A 19,476-nucleotide genomic window follows, 5' to 3' on the forward strand; every position below is an offset into this window, starting at 1 on the left:
GTTTTTCTTTTTGAAGACTAGATGGGACTGTAGGTCGTCGGACACCGCGTATGCTTTGAAGCATCGACCAGCCAGCCTCTCGCTTATCGGCAAATTTGCCCAAACCGTCGCCGTCATCCCTGAGCTTGTCCCAGTGACCCAATCACGTCGCATGAAATCTAAATGTTGCAGATGCTCGGGACAGGCCCGAGCATGACGCAAGGGAACTTAAGGCTTTTCAGCGGTCTGGAGCGCTCGCCGACCGTTGCTTGAATGCTCCGCTCGTTAGCCGGGGAATCCGGCTTTACCCCGCACGCCCATGGCGCAGGTCGTCAACGATATCGGCCTGTTGCCCGAGCCTCGTCTTGTAGACCTGATAATTCTCCATCACCCGCTGCACGTAATTGCGGGTTTCGGGGAAGGGGATGCGCTCGATCCAGTCGACCACCTCGTCGATCGGCTTGCTACGCGGATCGCCATAGCGGGCGATCCATTCCGGCACGCGCTTTGGCCCGGCATTATAGGCGATGAAGGTGAGGATGTAGGAGCCGCCGAAACTGTCGATCTGCTCGCCGAGATAATGCGCGCCGAGCGTGGCGTTGTAGCCCGCATCGGTGGTCAGCCGTGCCTGGGTGTAGGGCAGGCCATGGCGTCCGGCCACGCCCTTGGCGGTTCCGGGCAGCAGTTGCAGCAGGCCGCGCGCATTGGCGGCGGAGACGGCGGCCGGGTTGAAGGCGCTTTCCTGCCGGGCAATCGCGTAAGCAAGCGCCTTGCCGGAGCCGGCAATATTGGCGCTGGCGGGAATGACGCCGAGCGGATAGGCGAGTGCGGCCGCATCGATGCCGCGGCTGAAAGCCGTCTTGCCGATTTGCAGCGAAACCTGATGATTGCCGTTGCCCTCCGCCCTTGCCGCCAGAATGGCAAGCTCGCCGGGGCTGTCGAGTTGTTCCGCCAGCGACCGGTAAAGGCTGTCGGCCCGCCAGCCATAACCGGCCGCTTCCAGCCGATCGATGGCGCGCACGGCTTCGCGGCCGGCGAAACGTTCGCGGTCGCCGCTGCTGGGGCTCGGATAGGTGACATTCAGCGTCTTGGCGCCGATTCGTGCAGCGGCGAGTTGGCCATAAAACGTGCCGGGATGAGCGGCGGCTTTGGTGAAGAAATCACGGGCATCCCCCGGTCCGCCCGCTTCCGCCGCCCGCCCGAGCCAATAATAGGCGCGCGACGCCGAAAGCGGCCGGTTCGAAGTCTGAAGCAGCGTGTTGAAGTGACGTGAAGCCGTGGCCGGATCGCGCAGCGCTCTTAGCGCATACCAGCCGGCATGGAATTCCGCATCGGCGGTATCGACGGCGGAGGTGGCCGAATGATTGGCGACGATGCGATAGGCCTCGGCGAAATCGCCGAGATCGGCGACGCCGCGCGCGATGATGCGCCGCTCGTTCCACCATTCGCCCGGATTGATGAGCTTGGCCGCTTCCTTCGGCGCCTGCCGCAAAAGCACGGCGGCTTCGGGATATTTCTGCTGGTTGCGCAGGTTTTCCACCCGCGCGAAAAGATAGGCGGGGTCGCTGCGCCAGGAGGCGTCGACCTTGCCGAGCAGCGCAGTCGCAGTAGTGGATCGCTGCAGCACGGCTGCCCAGGCATTGTAAAGCGACTGTGCCTTGCCGAGATCGCCGAAACGCTTCGCCTGGCTGATGCGGCTGCGATACATCAGATAATCCATGCGCGCCTTATGATCGGCGGGCGTCAGATAGGTGGGAAACTCGGCAAGAACACGGTCTTCCATGTCCTTGTCCATGCCTTCGCTCACCCAGAGCTGGCGAATGAGACTTTGCGATTCCGCACCCTTGCCGGAGGAAGCGAGCGCCTTGGCGAGCACGACGCTGCCTTCCGCGGTCTCCGGCCGGCTATTGCCGAAGGCGGCAAGCACCTGCGACGCCGGCGGATCTTCTCGGTAAAGCGCTTTTTCCGAATTGGCGCGCAGGGTGGCGGCACCCGGCCAGCCGGAGAGCTCGCGCTGGGCGGCGGCGATTTCGGCGGAGGCGACGTCCTTCTGGCCGGAAACGGCGATTGCCCAGGTGAGGATATGGCGGTCGAGACTGCCGGTCGGCATGGTGTTGCGCAACGCAATCGCCCGCGCCGCATCGCGGCTGGAGAGCGCGTCGAGGCCGGCCTTCAACTGGCTTGTATCGTCGGGGCGGTCGAGGCGCGGTATGGCGCCGGTGATCTCGGGCGAGGCCGGCATGAAAGCCGGAACGGTCGGCGCATTCGGCTTGACATAGGGAAGCGGTGCCGCACCTTCCGGCAGCGGCCCAGCCAATGCGTTCCAAACGGTTGCGGCAAGGCCCGCCGCCATCAATCCCCAGACTGTCTTTTTCATGCCGTTCTTCATCGTGTAACGGAGTTGCCGACTTTCTTGTAATATCATTTCATTGCAGCGGGATTGCCGAAAACGGTCTGATGTCCCACCCGGAAATCTTGGGATTTCAGGCTTAATGAAATGTTAATCGCCGCCCTGCAATTCAATCAACTTTTATTCACCGTCCCGCGAGCGGCGTCTCATTTCGACGCCTGCTTTTTATGCTTGCCGATTGCAGCCCGGAGACTGTCACACTTCCGACAATTTCGGACAAAATACCCTGCCTTTGCGCTTGTCGGCGCCAAGGGCTGGCACTAATGTGTGCCGGTTTTAACCATCGAATGCGGCCGAAGCATGAACCGGCTCGGCGCCAGGAGCTTTGCATGTTCAAGGGATCAATTCCCGCCCTCATTACCCCGTTCACGGACAATGGCGCTGTGGACGAACAGGCATTTGCCGCCCATGTGGAATGGCAGATCGCCGAAGGCAGCAACGGACTTGTGCCCGTGGGCACGACGGGGGAATCTCCAACCCTCTCCCACGACGAGCACAAACGTGTCGTCGAGCTGTGCATCGAGGTAGCGGCGAAACGGGTTCCGGTCATTGCGGGCGCTGGCTCCAACAACACCGATGAGGCGATCGAGCTTGCGCTGCATGCGCAGGAAGCCGGCGCGGATGCGCTCTTGGTGGTCACTCCTTATTACAACAAGCCGACCCAGAAGGGCCTGTTCGCCCATTTCTCCGCTGTCGCCGAAGCGGTAAAGCTGCCTATCGTCATCTACAATATCCCGCCGCGCTCGGTGGTGGATATGTCGCCGGAAACCATGGGCGCGCTGGTCAAGGCGCACAGGAACATCGTCGGTGTGAAGGATGCAACCGGCAAGATCGACCGCGTTTCCGAACAGCGCATTTCCTGCGGCAAGGACTTCATCCAGCTTTCGGGTGAGGATGGCACGGCGCTCGGTTTCAACGCCCATGGCGGTGTCGGCTGCATTTCCGTCACCGCCAATGTCGCGCCGCGCCTCTGTTCGGAGTTCCAGGCGGCGATGCTCGCCGGCGATTATGCCAAGGCGCTGGATTATCAGGATCGCCTGATGCCGCTGCACAAGGCCATCTTCATGGAGCCCGGCGTCTGCGGCACCAAATATGCGCTTTCGAAGACGCGCGCCGGCAATCGCCGGGTCCGCTCGCCTTTGATGAGCACGCTGGAACCGGCGACGGAAGCGGCCATCGATGCGGCGCTGAAGCACGCCGGCCTGATGAACTGAGACAGGCCTGAAAGCGTTTAAGGCGCGCCATGAACCGCTTCGCAACAGAAGCCGTTCGGTGCGCCTTTTCTTTTCGCAGCGACAACATTAAATAGGGGTTCGAAAACCGCTCTCGGCGGTAAGCCGAAGGCGCAATAAGAAAAACAAGGGATTGAAATATCATGGCCCCCAAAGGCAGCCAGCGCGTGGTGAACAAGATCGTTGCGGAAAACCGCAAGGCTCGTTTCAACTACGAAATCATCGACACCTATGAGGCAGGGCTCGTGCTGACCGGCACCGAGGTCAAGTCGCTGCGCGAAGGCAAGGCGAATATCGCCGAATCCTACGCCTCGGACGAGGGCGATGAAATCTGGCTCATCAATTCCCACCTGCCGGAATATCTGCAGGCCAACCGCTTCAACCACGAACCGCGCCGCCGCCGCAAGCTGCTTTTGAGCAAGCGCGAGATCAACCGCCTGCGCGCCGGCATCAACCGTGAAGGCATGACGCTGGTACCCTTGAAGATCTATTTCAACGACAGGGGCCGCGCGAAGCTGGAGCTGGCGCTCGCCAAGGGCAAGAAGTTGCACGACAAGCGCGAGACGGAGAAGGAACGCGACTGGAACCGGCAGAAATCGCGGTTGCTGAAGGGTGGCAACGCGTAAAGCCTCCTCCCTCATTCCTGTGCTTGTCACAGGAATCCAGTCAGCCCAAGTCCTTGGGCTGAAAGGACTCTTTTCGCCACGCAGACGCGTGTCGGCTGGATTCCTGTGACAAGCACAGGAATGAGGAGAGGGAGGTGCCTGATGCCCCTCAAGCGGCCCGGTACGTCCGCTCCACATGCGCCTTCGTCGTCGAAACGCTGAACCGGCTGACAAGCGCCGCCAGATTGGCGCTGACATCGCTCAGATTATGCGTCGCCGCATTCGTCTCTTCCACCATGGCCGCATTCTTCTGGGTCAGGTTGTCCATGCTGTTGATGGCGGCATTGATTTCCTGAATGCCGACAGACTGTTCCTGCGCCGCCTTGGTCAGCGAGGCGATATGTTCCTGGATGTGATCCACCTTGTTGCCGATCGTATTCAAGGATTCGCCCGTCTTGTTGACCAGCGAAACACCCTGCATCACGTCTTCGGAAGACTTGGCGATCAGCGTCTTGATTTCCTTCGCGGCGGTGGCGGAGCGCTGTGCGAGTTCACGCACTTCCTGGGCGACGACGGCGAAACCCTTGCCGGCCTCGCCGGCGCGCGCGGCCTCCACCCCGGCATTCAGCGCCAGAAGGTTGGTCTGGAAGGAAATCTCATCGATGACGGAGATGATCTGGGTGATCTTCTGCGATGAGTCCTCGATGGCCCCCATCGCCTTCACCGCTTCCGTCACCACATCGCGCGAGCGCGCGGCTTCAACGGCCGAGCTTTCGACAATGGTCTTGGCCTCTTCGGAACGCTGCGCCGACAATTTGGAAATGGTGGTGATTTCCTCGACGGCGGCGGCGGTTTCCTCAAGGGCGGCGGCCTGCTGCTCCGTGCGGCGGGCCATGTCGTCGGTCGCGGAAGTCAACTCGCGCGTATTGCCGGAAATCTTGTTCGCCTCTTCGACGATCTGCGCAAATGCGCCGGAGAGATTGCCGACCGCAGCGTTGAAATTGGCGACAAGCCCTTCGAATTGCGGTGCGGTCTTTTCGCCGATGCTGGAAGTGAGGTCACCATTCGCCAGCCTGTCGAGGGCGCTGTTGAGCAGTGCGAGAACGTGTTCCTGTTCCTTCTTCATCTGCGCCTGTTCGGCTTCCACCTTCTGCCGCTCTGCGGCCAGCACGTCGAGATAGACGGAGATCGAATAATCCATGTCGAGAAGGGCGGCCTTGATGGTGGCCGACAAGGCGTCCTTCACCTTCTTGGCCTTCTTTTCCATGAAAAAGCCCTTCAATTCGGACTCGATCAGGGCCTTGACGATGCCGTCGAGCATCAGGGCATAACCGCCGATGTACCATCTCGGCTCCAGCCCCAGCCTCGCATGGGTGCGGCCGATGGCGGTTACGGCATCGGTATAATCCGCATTGAATGTGCCGGAGGCGATCCTTGCCCAGTGTTTGAGCTGCATGCCCTTGGCGTGCTGCACATGCGCGTCGTTGGCGAAGAATTTCGCCGTCTCCGGCACTGAGCGAACCTTCGCGTAAAAACGATCCAGAGACGCATCGAGAGAGCCGGTGATGACGCCCTTCATGTCTGAAAGATTTTGCCGCTGCTCGTGGCCGAGCCCCAGAAAATTCAGTCTTTCATCGAGCTGTCGGTCGGTTTTTGTCTGGCCATGCATGTCTAGTCATCCTGCTTTGACACCCAAATCACGTCGCTGGTGCCGTTGCGTGATTTAGATACGTCTAAAATTAACCAAGATATAATTTCGACTGGCCGGATTTGACGGTTGTTAATTCCAAAGGGAATTTTTGCCCTGCCGACAGGGTGTCAAACAAAAACGCGCCCGTCTTTGCGACGGGCGCGTTTCTGAAATATCAGCGATGAGAAAGCCGGGATCAGATCGTTTCCGGGCTTTCGGCGTGCCGGGCAGGGCGCTCGTTCGGGTCGCGCCCGATTTCGGCCTTCAGCGTCATCAGATCGATGAAGTGATCGGCCTGGCGGCGCAGATCGTCGGCGATCATGGCGGGCTGGGTGGCCATGGTGGAAACCACGGAAACCTTGCGGCCCTTGCGCTGCAGCGCATCCACCAGCGTGGTGAAATCGCCGTCGCCGGAAAACAGCACCAGGTGATCGACGGTCTCTGACTGCTCCATGGCGTCGACCGCCAGTTCGATATCCATGTTGCCCTTGATCTTGCGGCGGCCGAGTGCGTCGGTGAATTCCTTGGCGGGCTTGGTGACGACCTTGTAGCCGTTATAATCCAGCCAGTCGATCAGCGGGCGGATCGAGGAATATTCCTGATCTTCGATAAGAGCGGTGTAATAATAGGCGCGCAGCAGATAGCCACGCTTCTGAAACGCCTTCAGAAGCTTGCGATAGTCAATATCGAACCCCAGGCTTTTCGATGCTGCATAAAGATTGGCTCCGTCTATGAAGAGCGCAATTTTCTCCCGTGGATCGAACATTCCATCCCATTCCTTTTTTTGGAAAGGCCATTATCTGGCTTTTATTTCCGGTCGCTAACGCAAAAAATCATGTCGTATCAACGAATTTTGCGCATCGCCGTTGCGTTTTAAGTAAGCTACCTTCCCCCGTATTCCAAGACAATTCTTCTAGACATTTTGTTCATCAGACGCCAAACATGGCGGATAAGTTGCCAAAAGACGCCAAATACAGGAAAAACTTGAATTCCGCGGCCAATGGCTGTATCGGAAGCTGGAAAGCTTCGTCACGAGAAATCTTGAGTGTTTTTCGCAAGGCGCGAGGCGCAGATTCAATAGGTTAGGGCACAGCCGGTGCATCGCTAATATCGCACCGCGCTCTGATCCACGACATTACGACCCACAAAGGACAGGCAATGGCCCGCGTCACAGTAGAAGATTGCATTGATAAAGTAGACAACCGTTTCGAGCTGGTGCTTCTCGCCAGCCACCGTGCGCGCCAGATTTCGCAGGGCTCTTCCATCACGGTTGACCGCGATAACGACAAGAACCCTGTCGTTGCGCTGCGCGAAATCGCTGATGAGACGCTGTCTCCCGACGATCTGAAGGAAGACCTCATCCATTCGCTGCAGAAGCATGTGGAAGTGGACGAGCCCGAGCCCGATCCGGTCACGCTCGCCGCCTCCGCTATTGCCGATGGCGAAGACGACGACCAGCCGGAAACCGTCACTTTCGACCAGATGTCGGAAGAAGAACTGCTGGCCGGTATCGAAGGCCTTGTGCCGCCGGAAAAAAATGACGATTATTGATCTGACTTTATGACGCCTTTGGCAGGCGGTGGTTACCGTCTGTCAATAGTTGCCGTCATAATCTGATCCCTATTGATGCAGCATTGTGCGCCGACCCCAAGGTTGGCGCGCTTTCTTTTTGTGGAATATCGCATGATGCGGCAATACGAACTCGTTGAGCGGGTTCAAAAATACAAACCGGATGCGAATGAGGCCCTGCTGAACAAGGCCTATGTTTACGCCATGCAGAAACACGGCCAGCAGAAGCGGGCCAATGGCGACCCCTATATCTCGCATCCGCTGGAAGTTGCCGCGATCCTCACAGAAATGCATCTCGACGAATCGACCATCGCGGTGGCGCTGCTGCACGATACGATCGAGGACACCACCGCCACCCGCGCGGAAATCGACGAGCTGTTCGGCGAAGATATCGGCCGGCTGGTGGAAGGCCTCACCAAGCTCAAGAAGCTCGACCTCGTTACCCGCAAGGCGAAACAGGCCGAAAACCTTCGCAAGCTGCTGCTCGCCATTTCCGACGACGTGCGCGTTCTCTTGGTCAAGCTCGCCGACCGCCTGCACAATATGCGCACCATGGAATACATGCCGGCCGACAAGCGCAGCCGCATTTCCGAAGAGACCATGGAAATCTATGCGCCGCTCGCCGGCCGCATGGGCATGCAGGACATGCGCGACGAGCTGGAGGACCTGTCCTTCCGTTATCTCAACCCGGAAGCCTATGAGACGGTGACCAACCGCCTGCAGGAACTGGAAACGCGCAATGAAGGCCTGATCAAGAAGATCGAGGACGAATTGCGCGAGCTTCTCGTGGCGAACGGCCTGATCGGGGCCAACGTAAAAGGGCGGCAGAAAAAGCCCCATTCGGTTTTCCGCAAGATGCAGGCGAAGTCGCTTTCCTTCGAGCAGCTTTCGGATGTTTACGGTTTCCGCATTCTGGTTGACGATATTCCCGCCTGCTACCGGGCGCTGGGCATCGTGCACACCCGCTGGCGCGTGGTGCCGGGTCGCTTCAAGGATTACATCTCCACGCCGAAGCAGAACGACTATCGCTCCATTCACACCACCATCGTCGGACCCTCGCGCCAGCGTATCGAGCTGCAGATCCGCACCAAGCGCATGCACGAGATCGCCGAATTTGGCATTGCCGCGCATGCGCTCTATAAGGACGGGGAAAACGGGGAGGGCGACCTGCTCTCCCGGGAAAGCAACGCCTATTCCTGGCTGCGCCACACCATCGAATCGCTCGCCGAAGGCGACAGCCCGGAAGAATTCCTCGAACATACCAAGCTGGAACTGTTCCAGGATCAGGTGTTCTGCTTCACGCCCAAGGGCAAGCTGATTGCGCTGCCGCGCGGTGCGACCCCCATCGATTTCGCCTATGCGGTGCACACCAATATCGGCGACACAACGGTTGGCGCCAAGATCAACGGGCGGATCATGCCGCTCGTGACCCGGCTCAACAATGGCGACGAGGTGGAGATCATCCGCTCGGGCGTGCAGGTGCCGCCTGCCGCATGGGAAGAGGTGGTGGTGACGGGCAAGGCCCGTTCGGCCATTCGTCGCGCCACCCGCATGGCGATCCGCAAGCAATATTCCGGCCTCGGTTATCGCATTCTGGAGCGCACCTTCGAGCGCGCCGGCAAGGCCTTCTCCCGGGAAGCGCTGAAGCCCGTGCTGCATCGTCTGGCGCAGAAGGATGTGGAAGACGCGATCGCTGCCGTCGGGCGCGGCGAGGTTTCCTCGCTGGATGTGCTGCGCGCGGTCTATCCGGATTATCAGGATGAGCGCGTTACGGTGAAGATGACCGGTGACGACGGCTGGTTCAACATGCGCAGCGCCTCCGGCATGGTCTTCAAGATCCCCGGAAAGTCGCGCTCCGTTCTGGAAGATGACGGCGCGGCCGAAATGCTGGATGGACCCGACCCGCTGCCCATCCGTGGCCTTTCCGGCAATGTCGACGTGCATTTCGGAGCGGCGGGCGCCGTTCCGGGTGACCGCATCGTCGGCATCATGGAAAAAGGCAAGGGCATCACCATCTATCCCATTCAGGCGCCGGCGCTGCAGCGTTTCGACGATGAGCCGGAGCGCTGGATCGATGTCCGCTGGGATCTCGATGAGGCGAACAAGTCGCGCTTCATGGCGCGGGTGATGATCAATGCGCTAAACGAGCCGGGCACGCTCGCCTCCGTGGCGCAGTCCATCGCCACGCTCGATGTCAATATTCGCGGCTTGAACATGGTCCGCATCGGCACGGATTTCTCCGAGCTGGCGCTGGATGTCGAAGTCTGGGATCTCAGGCAGCTGAACCAGCTTCTGTCGCAGCTCAAGGATCTCGACTGCGTCTCGACGGTGACGCGTGCCTTCGATTGAGGCATTTTTGATCCTTTGAAGATACCGAAAGGCCGTTGTTATGCGTTCAACGCATGGCAGCGGCCTTTTCCTGTCTCTGGTCGTGGAAGTGGTTTACGACTATTTTCTCCTCAGAAATTGAAGAGAAGGAAACGCGGCGTGCCGGTGGATAAACACCGATGAGAAACGCCAGTTCCAAACCGAAAGGACCGAAAATCATGTTTACTCCGCTTCGCAAGATCGCCCGCGCCGTTCGTGGCAAGACCACCCAGGAACGCGAATTCGAATATCTCAGCGGCTCGGTATCGAATGTCGACCTGGAATTCCGCCAGCGCGAAATCGACCGCGGCCTGTTCCGCCGGTAATGCACTCAGCGCATGGCAGCCCATCGCCATGCGTATGAGACTCGGAGGGTGCATGGTCGTTGTTGGCACGCTCGCCCCTGTATCCTGCAAAACTATGTGAATGCGCGCTTCAAGCGGGCGTCCACCGGTGCCCGGTCTAAATGACAGGACACTTTGCTTTTGAAGCGAAGTTGAAGGCGAGAGGGTGCGTATTTCCCCGACGTCATCCTTGGGCTTGTCCCAAGGATCTAATCACGTCGAATTAAATCAATCGGTTGCAGATCCTCGGGACAAGCCCGAGGATGACGTCAGAGTGTCCGGCAAGGTTCGTACTCATCTGGTGAAGCCGCGCGGCATTGCCGCCAGCTCAAGGCCGAAATGACGGAAGAAATACGCCTGCAAAAGATCTCCGTGCCGTCTATGATGCTCTTGGCGCGGCCGGGGCGATGAAATAGACTGCCCCCATGCCGTTTCGCCGCCGTGAACCCGTTGGTTTTTCAGAGAAGATTCGCGACCTCTTCTGGCCGCGCACGGGTTTTTCCCGTTCGTTGCGCTATATGAAGCTGCGCCTTCTGCGGCTTTCCGCCTCTCCGCATTCGGTTGCCGCCGGTGTCGCTCTCGGTGTCGGCGTGGCGTGGACGCCGTTTCTCGGCGTTCATATCATCATCGCCATGGCGCTCGGTTTTCTCATGCGCGTCAATCTCGTGGCGGCGGCGCTCGGCACCACCTTTGCCAATCCACTGACATTTCCCTTCATCTGGGCATCCACCTGGGAGCTGGGGCACTTCATCCTCGGCCGGCAGAAGACGGAAAGCGCTGCGCATGTGGATTTCGTGGCGCTGTTCAGCCATCTAGAATTCCGGCAGATATGGACGCCGGTGCTGGAGCCCATGACCATCGGCGCGCTGCTTCCTGCCGTTATCAGCGCGGTCATCGCCTATATCGCCGTCTATGGTCTCATCAGCGGTTTCCAGCGCCGCAAGATGGAAAATCTCGCGCATCGCGCCGCCAACAAGAATGCTTCTCTGGAGATGTTGAAATGATCATTGGATTGGGTAGCGACCTGATCGACATCCGCCGCGTTGAAAAATCGATCGAACGTTTCGGCGAGCGCTTCACTCATCGCTGTTTCACCGATATCGAGCGCGCCAAATCCGATGGCCGCAAGAACCGCGCCGCTTCCTATGCCAAGCGTTTCGCCGCCAAGGAAGCCTGTTCCAAGGCGCTGGGGACCGGCCTTGCGAACGGCGTTTTCTGGAAGGATATGGGCGTCGTCAATCTGCCGGGCGGCAAGCCGACCATGGTGTTGACCAATGGGGCAGGGGAAAGGCTGGCGGCGCTGCTGCCTGCCGGCCACCGCGCCAATATTCACCTGACGATCACGGACGATTTTCCTTACGCTCAGGCATTTGTGATTATCGAGGCGCTTCCCGTGAACGGGTAAGACCCGGTGAAGCCGCATTGGCGTCCTATTTGCGGACGTGTCACAGAAGCGCTTCCCTTCGGGCTGGAAAGGTTCTAGAGAAGTCGCAGAAATATGAAAGCGTTGCCGGCTGCGTGAAACCGCTTCACCCGCCGCAGGCGCGACAAACAACGGCCCGGAAGCCTTCGTGAAGCCGAAGAAGCTGGGAAACAATCAGGCAGGTCTTTAAGTGTCGGAAAAAGCTGAAAAGAAGCAGAACGCCCTCTGGGAGAACGTCAAGGTCATCATTCAGGCGCTGCTGCTGGCCATGGTCATCCGCACCGTGCTGTTTCAGCCCTTCACCATCCCCTCCGGCTCGATGATGCCGACGCTTCTGGTCGGCGACTATCTTTTCGTCAACAAGTTCTCCTACGGCTATTCGAAATATTCGCTGCCCTTTTCGCCGAACCTGTTTTCGGGCCGCATTCTCGAATTCAGCAAGCCGAAGCGCGGCGATGTCGTGGTCTTCCGCCTGCCGCCCAATCCTGAGGTCGATTATATCAAGCGTCTCGTCGGCTTGCCCGGTGACCGTATCCAGGTGACGAACGGCGTGCTGTTCATCAACGGCCAGCCGGTGCCGAAGCAGCCCGATGGCACCTTCACCTCCGATTACCGCGCCGATCCGGGCGCTAACGTGCCTGTCTTCCGCGAAACGCTGGATAATGGCGTCACCTACGACACGCTCGATCAATCGCCCGACTCGCGCGGCGACAACACCCGCGAATTCGTGGTGCCGGAAGGCCATTATTTCATGATGGGCGACAATCGCGACAATTCGCTCGATAGCCGTTTCGATGTCGGTTTCGTACCGGAAGAAAACCTGATCGGCCGCGCCAGCGTTATCTTCTTCTCGCTGGGCAATGACACGCCGTTCAGCCGCATTTGGGAATGGCCGGCCAACATGCGTTGGGACCGCCTCTTCAAGGTTGTGGAATGAGCAAGACCAAGCCGCTTTCGGCGGACGAGATTTCCCGTCTGGAAGCGTTGATCGGATATGAGTTCAAGGAAAAGGCCCGGCTCGACCGGGCCTTGACCCATGCCAGCGCCCGCTCGGCGGCGGCCGGCAATTACGAGCGGCTGGAATTTCTTGGCGACCGTGTTCTCGGTCTCTGCGTCGCCGAATTGCTGTTCTCCACCTTCCGCAACGCCACCGAAGGCGAGCTTTCGGTTCGTCTGAACCAGCTCGTCAGCGCCGAATCCTGCGCCGCGATCGGCGACGAGATGGGCCTGCATAATTTCATCCGCACCGGCTCGGATGTGAAGAAGCTGACCGGCAAGGCGATGCTGAACGTCCGCGCCGATGTGGTCGAAAGCCTGATCGCCACCATCTATCTGGATGGCGGGCTGGAAGCATCGCGCAAATTCATTCTGAAATACTGGCAGGGCCGCGCCACCAGCGTGGATGCCGGGCGGCGCGACGCCAAGACCGAGTTGCAGGAATGGGCGCATGCCAGATTTGCGACCACGCCCTCTTACCGGGTTGACGATCGCTCCGGACCGGATCACGATCCCCGCTTTACGGTGACTGTCGAAATTCCCGGCGTGAAGCCGGAAACCGGCGTCGAGCGCTCCAAGCGCGCGGCCGAGCAGGTGGCGGCAACAAGATTGCTGGAACGCGAAGGCGTCTGGCAGAAGACCTCCACCCGGAACTGAGCGCCCGGCGAACCGGGTGCTGAACATCGAGCGCATGGCGGACCCTTTGGCCGCATGTTGAATACCTCTGACCTTGAATGGATATCATGACCGATCACGAAAACCCCGCCATGACTGGCGAAGATGCAACCCTTCCGACCCGCTCCGGCTTTGTCGCCCTCATCGGCCCCACAAATGCCGGCAAGTCGACGCTGGTGAACCGTCTGGTGGGCGCCAAGGTTTCGATCGTCAGCCACAAGGTGCAGACGACGCGCGCTGTGATGCGCGGCATCGCCATTCACGACAATGCCCAGATCGTTTTCATGGACACGCCCGGCATCTTCAAGCCGCGCCGCCGGCTGGACCGCGCCATGGTCACCTCCGCCTGGGGCGGCGCGAAGGACGCAGACCTCATCCTGCTGCTGATCGACAGCGAACGCGGCCTGAAGGGCGATGCGGAAACCATCCTCGAAGGTCTGAAGGATGTTCCGCAGAAGAAAATCCTCTGCCTCAACAAGATCGATCAGGTAAAGCGCGAAGACCTGCTGAAGCTCGCCGCCGCCGCCAATGAGACGGTCGCCTTCGACCGCACCTTCATGATCTCGGCGACCAACGGTTCGGGCTGCGAGGACCTGATGAACTATCTGGCTGCCGAGCTGCCGGAAGGCCCGTGGTATTATCCGGAAGACCAGATTTCCGATCTGCCGATGCGCCAGCTCGCCGCCGAAATCACCCGCGAAAAACTGTTCCTGCGCTTGCATCAGGAGCTTCCCTACGCCTCACACGTCGAAACCGAAAAGTGGGAAGAACGCAAGGACGGCTCCGTGCGCATCGAGCAGGTGATCTATGTCGAGCGCGACAGCCAGAAGAAGATCGCGCTCGGCAAGAACGGCGATGCGATCAAGGCCATCTCCACCGCCTCGCGCAAGGAGCTGTCGGAAATCCTCGAGCAGCCGGTGCATCTCTTCCTGTTCGTCAAGGTGCGCGAGAACTGGGGCGACGACCCCGAGCGCTTCCGTGAAATGGGACTGGAGTTCCCGCGGGGCTAGTTACCAGGCATCCTACCTCATCCCTGTGCCTGTCACAGGGATCCAGCCAACCCAAGTCCTTGGGCTGGAAAGACTCTCTCGCCGCGCAGACGCGCGTCGGCTGGATTCCTGTGATGAGCACAGGAATGAGGGAGAGTGGGGGAAACGGAGCGACGCACAAAGCACGAACTGAATATCTTCACTCACCATCGGGAACCGAATACGTTCGGGCGGGTTGTTCCAAAACAATTGGGCGCAACCTTTTTCGATGACGGATATTCATGTCGCCAAAAAAACCGAACGGAATTTCCACCACCCCGTGCCAGCAATGTCCCCTGCGCGACCTGCCGCATTTCCGGGATTTTTCCTCTTCCGAACTGGATTTCGTCTCGCGTTTCAAGACGGGGGAACTTGCGGTGGAAAGCGGCTCCGTCATCCTGATGGAAGGCTCGCACAGCGCCCATCTTTACACCGTTTTGCAGGGCTGGGCTTTTCGTTACAAGACGCTGGAGGACGGCCGGCGGCAAATCCTCAACTATGTCATGCCCGGCGATCTCGTCGGTCTGCAGGGCACGGTGATGGGGGAAATGCAGCATTCGGTGGAGGCGCTGTCGCCGGTGACGCTCTGCGTCTTCGAGCGGTCGCGCCTCAACAACCTCTTCACCGATCATCCGACGCTTGCCTATGACCTGACCTGGATCGCGGCGAGCGAGGAACGCATGCTGGACAGCCACCTCCTCAGTATCGGCCGGCGCACCGCGCTGGAACGCGCCGCCTATCTGATCGCGTTTCTTTACCGCAAGGCGAAAGCGGTCAATCTCATCCCCGGCGAAACACCGATCCCGGTCACCCAGCAACACGTTGCCGATACGCTCGGCCTGTCCATCGTTCACACCAACAAGACCTTGAGAAAGCTCGTCGATCGCGGTCTCATCCGGTGGACGGACAAGGGCTGTCTGGTGCTGGACGATGCCGGCTTGACCAACGTGGCGGGTTGGGAAAGCGATGAAAAGCGGCAAAGACCCTTCATCTGATCTTCCTTTGACATGTCTTTTTTAAATGACGGTGGAGCCGTAATTTGCGACTCCTGTCGTGATATCTCACGGGAGAATCATGTCGGAGACCGCAGCTTCGAGCCGTGCGGTCGTCTTTTTTTGGGAAGAAGAAAACATATGGTGCCACAACGGGTTATCATCGTTGAGGATGAATATCTGGTGGCGCTCGATGTCGAAGCGGTTCTCCAGTCCATGGGGGTGGAATCCGTCGCCATCGCCACCACGCTTGCGCAAGCGAGGCAGGCCGTCGAAGAGGACGGCGCCGATTGTGTGCTTCTCGATGTCAGCCTCACCGACGGCAAGAGCTACGATTTCGCGCGGGGGCTGCGCGATGCGGGCATTCCCTTCGGTTTCGTCAGCGGTTATGGCGACACGACCGGTTTTCCGGAAGATCTCATGCACGCGCCGTTGCTCGGCAAACCCTTCGGGGAAAACGAAATTATCGATTTCGTTCTCAACCTCGTCGGCACGGCCGACGATGCCGTAAAAGAATAACGTTTTGCCGCCAGATCGGGTATGATCGGGCCTGAATCGAAATCCTGAATCGAAATTCGGACGCGTTTCATGCAGTGGCAGGAAGAGGCAATCATTCTCGGCGTCAAACGCCATGGCGAGACGAGTGTCATCGCAGAGGTGATGACGCCTTCGCGTGGCCGCCATCTGGGGCTGGTGCGTTCCGGCCGTTCTCGCAGCATGCAGCCCGTGCTACAGGCGGGCAACCGGGTGGATGTCATCTGGCGGGCGCGCCTTCACGATCATCTGGGTGAATTCCGCATCGAGCCGCTGCAATTGCGCGCTGCGCAGTTGATGGAAACGGCGACCGCCGTTTATGGCGTACAGGCCATGGGCGCTCTGCTCAGGCTTCTGCCGGAGCGCGATCCGCACCCGCATCTCTATCAGGCGCTCGATATCATTCTCGACAATCTGCATGACCCCGTCGATGCCGGGGAGTTATTCGTGCGCTTCGAACTGGCGGTGCTGAACGAACTCGGTTTCGGGCTCGATCTTACCGAATGTGCGGCGACGGGGCTGCGCACCGACCTCATCTATGTATCGCCGAAAACGGGCAGGGCGGTTTGCCGCACGGCAGGTGCGCCCTATGCGGAGCGGATGCTGTCGCTTCCGGCTTTCTTGAGCGAAGGCCAGTCGAAGGCCGCCGATCCTGACAGTCTTGCGGCTGCTTTCCGCCTCACCGCTCATTTCCTCAATCGGCATGTCTACGATCCGCGTGGCTTCAACGAAAACGCCGCCCGCGACGGTTTCGTGCAGGCGGCGCTGAAGGCGCTTGAGCGCAGGGCAACGGAGGGCAGGGCGATGCCGCCCGCCCTCGATAAGGCTGTCTGACTAGGCCATTGCAGGCCTCGGAGCCGGTCGCTCCTGAATGGGCCAATGCACGATGGCCGCGAAAATCCCCATGCCGACGCCCAGCCACCAGACGAGATCATAGGAACCCAGCCTGTCGTAAAGGAAGCCGCCGAGCCAGACGCCGAGGAACGAGCCGATCTGGTGCGACAGGAACACGACGCCGCCGAGCATGCCGAGATGGCGCGTGCCGAACATGATCGCCACCAGCGCATTGGTCGGCGGCACGGTGGAAAGCCAGAGAATGCCCATCACGGCTGCAAAGATGATGACCGAAAGCGGCGATTGCGGCAGAAGCAGAAAAGCGGTGACGGCAACCGAACGGGCGAGATAAATATAGGCCAGCAGATAGGGCTTCGAATAACGCTGGGCGATGACGCCGGCGGCAAGCGACCCGATGATGTTGAAGAAGCCGATCAGCGCCATGGCGATGACGGCGTAGCGCGGTTCGATGCCGATATCGCCGAGATAGGCCGGGAAATGCGCGGTGATGAAGGCCACCTGAAAACCGCAGACGAAAAAGCCCGTGGTCAAAAGCAGGTAGCTTTTATGGCCGAGCGCTTCTTTCAGCGCTTCGCCCGCCGTCTGCTGGAACTGCGCCTGCGACTGGCTGCCGGAAGAGGAATTGCCGCGCATCGGAAAGGCGAGCAGCGGCACGAGCATCATCATCGCGGCAAGCCAGACGAGGCTGTCCGACCAGCCATAGGTGGAAATCAGGCCCTGGCTGATCGGCGCGAACAGGAACATGCCGGCTGAGCCCGCCGCGGTGCCGATGCCGAAGGCGAGCGAACGCTGCTGCGGCGTGACATGGCGCGCAAAGGCCGAAAGGATGACGCTGAAGGAGCCGGCGGCAATGCCGAGCCCGACGAGAACGCCGCCGCCGAAATGCAGCCAGAAGGGCGAGGTGCCGAAGGACATGCAGATGAGGCCGGCAGCATAAAGCAGGCCGGAAAGCACGAGCACGCGGCCCGTGCCGTATTTATCGGCGATGGCGCCGAAGAAGGGCTGGCCGAGCCCCCAGAAGAGGTTCTGCAGGGCCATGGCGAGACCGAAGGTGGAGCGGTCCCAGCCGGTATCGGCGAGCATCGGCAGCTGGAAAAAGCCCATGGCCGAACGGGGGCCGAAGGTCATGACCGCGATCAGCGACCCGGCGGCGATAATCAGCCAGGGCATGGTCTGGCGTGTGGCTTGCGACATGAATATTCCCCCATCGCGGCGCCCCGCCCCCCAAAAGAGGGACATGGCTTGCCGCGGATTCCGCTACGGTGAGATGAATATTATCTTTTGTCAGCCGGTCCCACTAGCGACTTTTCTTGACGGCCACTATTCATGGGATTGATAAGACGCTGTCAGCGCATCTTGCCTATCAGAGCCTCGTTTTTGCCGAGAATATCCTCAACGCTCTGCTGCCGCTGCTGAATATCGCCCAGGAGCGAGTCTGATTTGTCTATCGACGAGCTCAGATTCTTCTGGATTTGAAGCCAATTTATCTTTGGCGTAAAGGAATTATCCGACCCGGCGGCAGGCGTGCTGGCAAATGTTTGCACCACGGTGTTGAGTGCTGCCAGCCCCTGTTTCACTTCCTCGATGGCTTGCGTTTGTTTGGCTACGGTCGTCGCCAGTTCAATATTGGCCTTCTGGCTATTGGTCAAAATCTCCAATCCGTCCCTATTGACCTTCATGCTGGTGATGAAGGGCAGAGCGGTAAAAACGGCGCCGACAAGAGCAAGCAGGAGCCCATGTGTTTTGCCACCGGAAAAGAAGCACAGAAGCAAACCCGACACGCACATCAATATGCCTATCGTTGCTACGACGGATATATGATTATTTGAAATGACATTGAAAAAATCGACCATGGAACATCTCCTGAAAATAAACCCATGATTGATTTTTGTTATTCGAAAATCAACTTAAAACTACAGTCTCCAACTAACGCCGCTTGATCGCCCAGCCTTCCGGCCTTTCCTCGATCACCTTCGCCACATCGCCAACCGACAGCCTGCCTTCACCACGCGGCGTCACGTTCCAGCCGAACAGCGGGCCGGGCACGCGCCGGTCGCCGGACATGCGGATGCGGCCCATGGCTTTCATGGGGGAGGGCACATCGCGGGAGCCGGTCGTCTGGTCCTGCGTGGTCATGATGCAACGGGCGCAGGGTTTGACGAGATCGAAGCGAATGCCGCCGATCTCGATGGCCGCCCAGCGGTCCTCGGCCCATGGCTCGTCCGTATCGAGCACGATATTGGGCCGGAAGCGCTCCATGCCGACCGCGTCCTCGCCATTGGCGCGCATATTGTCGTTCAGCGCGGCAAGCGAGGCGGTGGTGGTGACGAGGATCTGGTAACCGTCCGCAAAGGTGACGGGCGTTTCGTTGCCGGTCCATTCGAGGCTTGCAATGCGTTTGGAGGCGTCGTCGAAGAACACCAGCTTCACCTCGCGCCCCAGCCATGCCGAGAGCGTATCGTTGGTCTCACCATCGGCGATATTGGCGCTGACGATCGATTTCCACACCGCCACATCCATGCGCTCCCCGGAAGGCCTTGCGAGAACCTCGCCGCCCTTTTCCCGAGAAAGCGCCGTGCCGCCATCCTCGTGCCGGGCCAGAACCGTGGCGATGGCCGGCAATTCGCGCTGGGTGATGAAATGGCCGGTGGGGTCGATGAGCATGGCGCGACGGTCGCCCGGCAGACCTTCGGCCGAAACAGTGCTTTCGGAGAGGGGAATGCCGCGCGCGCTTTTCAGCGGATAGATGTTGAGTTCGGTCACACGCATCTCGGGTC

At 59.6% G+C, this 19,476-nt stretch carries 20 protein-coding genes; 13 read left to right on the forward strand and 7 right to left on the reverse strand.

Features of this window, described 5'->3' with window-relative positions; genetic code table 11:
* Positions 1-283: 283 nt before the first annotated feature.
* A complete protein-coding gene (locus tag ACQZ60_RS04985; RefSeq protein ID WP_448734851.1) occupies positions 284-2,356 on the reverse strand; it encodes a lytic transglycosylase domain-containing protein in 2,073 nt (690 codons plus the stop codon).
* 362 nt (positions 2,357-2,718) lie between these two features.
* Here ACQZ60_RS04985 and dapA point away from each other — a divergent pair, with 362 nt between their 5' ends.
* Positions 2,719-3,603: a 4-hydroxy-tetrahydrodipicolinate synthase gene (gene dapA, locus ACQZ60_RS04990; RefSeq protein ID WP_448734852.1), complete on the forward strand. Its 885-nt coding sequence runs from the start codon at positions 2,719-2,721 to the stop codon at positions 3,601-3,603.
* Positions 3,604-3,764: 161 nt separating this feature from the next.
* Positions 3,765-4,247 (forward strand): SsrA-binding protein SmpB, encoded by a 483-nt coding sequence (gene smpB, locus ACQZ60_RS04995; RefSeq protein WP_003524122.1) that lies wholly within the window; start codon positions 3,765-3,767, stop codon positions 4,245-4,247.
* Between the two features lie 148 nt (positions 4,248-4,395).
* On the opposite strand, the gene ACQZ60_RS05000 is transcribed toward smpB, so the two are convergent.
* Entirely contained in the window at positions 4,396-5,895 is a 1,500-nt protein-coding gene (locus ACQZ60_RS05000; RefSeq protein WP_448734853.1) for a methyl-accepting chemotaxis protein, read from the reverse strand.
* Between the two features lie 217 nt (positions 5,896-6,112).
* Complete coding sequence (locus tag ACQZ60_RS05005; RefSeq protein ID WP_003521125.1) at positions 6,113-6,682, reverse strand: LabA-like NYN domain-containing protein; 570 nt, start codon at positions 6,680-6,682, stop codon at positions 6,113-6,115.
* Between the two features lie 392 nt (positions 6,683-7,074).
* Here ACQZ60_RS05005 and rpoZ point away from each other — a divergent pair, with 392 nt between their 5' ends.
* Together rpoZ and ACQZ60_RS05015 are read left to right on the forward strand one after the other, a co-directional pair.
* The gene (rpoZ, locus tag ACQZ60_RS05010) at positions 7,075-7,467 is read left to right on the forward strand and encodes a DNA-directed RNA polymerase subunit omega (RefSeq protein ID WP_020009554.1); all 393 of its coding nucleotides are present in this window, start codon (positions 7,075-7,077) and stop codon (positions 7,465-7,467) included.
* A gap of 132 nt (positions 7,468-7,599) precedes the next feature.
* Positions 7,600-9,834 (forward strand): RelA/SpoT family protein, encoded by a 2,235-nt coding sequence (locus ACQZ60_RS05015; protein WP_026363476.1) that lies wholly within the window; start codon positions 7,600-7,602, stop codon positions 9,832-9,834.
* A 46-nt stretch (positions 9,835-9,880) separates the two neighbouring features.
* Here ACQZ60_RS05015 and ACQZ60_RS05020 read toward each other — a convergent pair whose 3' ends face one another.
* Positions 9,881-10,033: a hypothetical protein gene (locus ACQZ60_RS05020; RefSeq protein ID WP_448734854.1), complete on the reverse strand. Its 153-nt coding sequence runs from the start codon at positions 10,031-10,033 to the stop codon at positions 9,881-9,883.
* Here ACQZ60_RS05020 and ACQZ60_RS05025 point away from each other — a divergent pair.
* From ACQZ60_RS05025 to recO, 9 genes are all read left to right on the forward strand, one after another.
* Positions 10,032-10,178, forward strand: a complete 147-nt coding sequence (locus ACQZ60_RS05025) for a hypothetical protein (RefSeq protein WP_003496944.1) — start codon at positions 10,032-10,034, stop codon at positions 10,176-10,178. The genes ACQZ60_RS05020 and ACQZ60_RS05025 overlap by 2 nt on opposite strands.
* Positions 10,179-10,621: 443 nt before the next feature.
* A complete protein-coding gene (locus ACQZ60_RS05030) occupies positions 10,622-11,200 on the forward strand; it encodes a DUF2062 domain-containing protein (RefSeq protein WP_035262677.1) in 579 nt (192 codons plus the stop codon).
* The gene (acpS, locus tag ACQZ60_RS05035; protein WP_003521129.1) at positions 11,197-11,601 is read left to right on the forward strand and encodes a holo-ACP synthase; all 405 of its coding nucleotides are present in this window, start codon (positions 11,197-11,199) and stop codon (positions 11,599-11,601) included. The genes ACQZ60_RS05030 and acpS overlap by 4 nt, the downstream gene beginning before the upstream one ends.
* A 208-nt stretch (positions 11,602-11,809) precedes the next feature.
* Positions 11,810-12,556, forward strand: coding sequence for a signal peptidase I (lepB, locus tag ACQZ60_RS05040; RefSeq protein ID WP_003496938.1), 747 nt, complete (start codon positions 11,810-11,812; stop codon positions 12,554-12,556).
* Positions 12,553-13,272: a ribonuclease III gene (gene rnc, locus ACQZ60_RS05045; RefSeq protein ID WP_035218055.1), complete on the forward strand. Its 720-nt coding sequence runs from the start codon at positions 12,553-12,555 to the stop codon at positions 13,270-13,272. The genes lepB and rnc overlap by 4 nt, the downstream gene beginning before the upstream one ends.
* A gap of 77 nt (positions 13,273-13,349) precedes the next feature.
* On the forward strand, positions 13,350-14,300 hold the full coding sequence (gene era, locus ACQZ60_RS05050) for a GTPase Era (RefSeq protein WP_035262674.1): 951 nt from the start codon (positions 13,350-13,352) through the stop codon (positions 14,298-14,300).
* 260 nt (positions 14,301-14,560) lie between these two features.
* Positions 14,561-15,313, forward strand: coding sequence for a Crp/Fnr family transcriptional regulator (locus ACQZ60_RS05055; protein WP_035262671.1), 753 nt, complete (start codon positions 14,561-14,563; stop codon positions 15,311-15,313).
* Between the two features lie 138 nt (positions 15,314-15,451).
* Positions 15,452-15,829, forward strand: a complete 378-nt coding sequence (locus ACQZ60_RS05060) for a response regulator (RefSeq protein ID WP_174056565.1) — start codon at positions 15,452-15,454, stop codon at positions 15,827-15,829.
* A 69-nt stretch (positions 15,830-15,898) separates the two neighbouring features.
* Complete coding sequence (recO, locus tag ACQZ60_RS05065) at positions 15,899-16,678, forward strand: DNA repair protein RecO (RefSeq protein ID WP_142778963.1); 780 nt, start codon at positions 15,899-15,901, stop codon at positions 16,676-16,678.
* Here recO and ACQZ60_RS05070 read toward each other — a convergent pair whose 3' ends face one another.
* The 3 genes from ACQZ60_RS05070 to ACQZ60_RS05080 all read right to left on the reverse strand — a co-directional run bounded on the left by ACQZ60_RS05070 (position 16,679) and on the right by ACQZ60_RS05080 (position 19,468).
* On the reverse strand, positions 16,679-17,893 hold the full coding sequence (locus ACQZ60_RS05070; protein WP_162934057.1) for an MFS transporter: 1,215 nt from the start codon (positions 17,891-17,893) through the stop codon (positions 16,679-16,681).
* A 152-nt stretch (positions 17,894-18,045) separates the two neighbouring features.
* The gene (locus ACQZ60_RS05075; RefSeq protein ID WP_035260323.1) at positions 18,046-18,552 is read right to left on the reverse strand and encodes a hypothetical protein; all 507 of its coding nucleotides are present in this window, start codon (positions 18,550-18,552) and stop codon (positions 18,046-18,048) included.
* Between the two features lie 73 nt (positions 18,553-18,625).
* Positions 18,626-19,468, reverse strand: a complete 843-nt coding sequence (locus ACQZ60_RS05080) for an MOSC domain-containing protein (protein ID WP_448734855.1) — start codon at positions 19,466-19,468, stop codon at positions 18,626-18,628.
* Positions 19,469-19,476: the final 8 nt, after the last annotated feature.

This window comes from Agrobacterium sp. 22-223-1, from assembly GCF_053522385.1.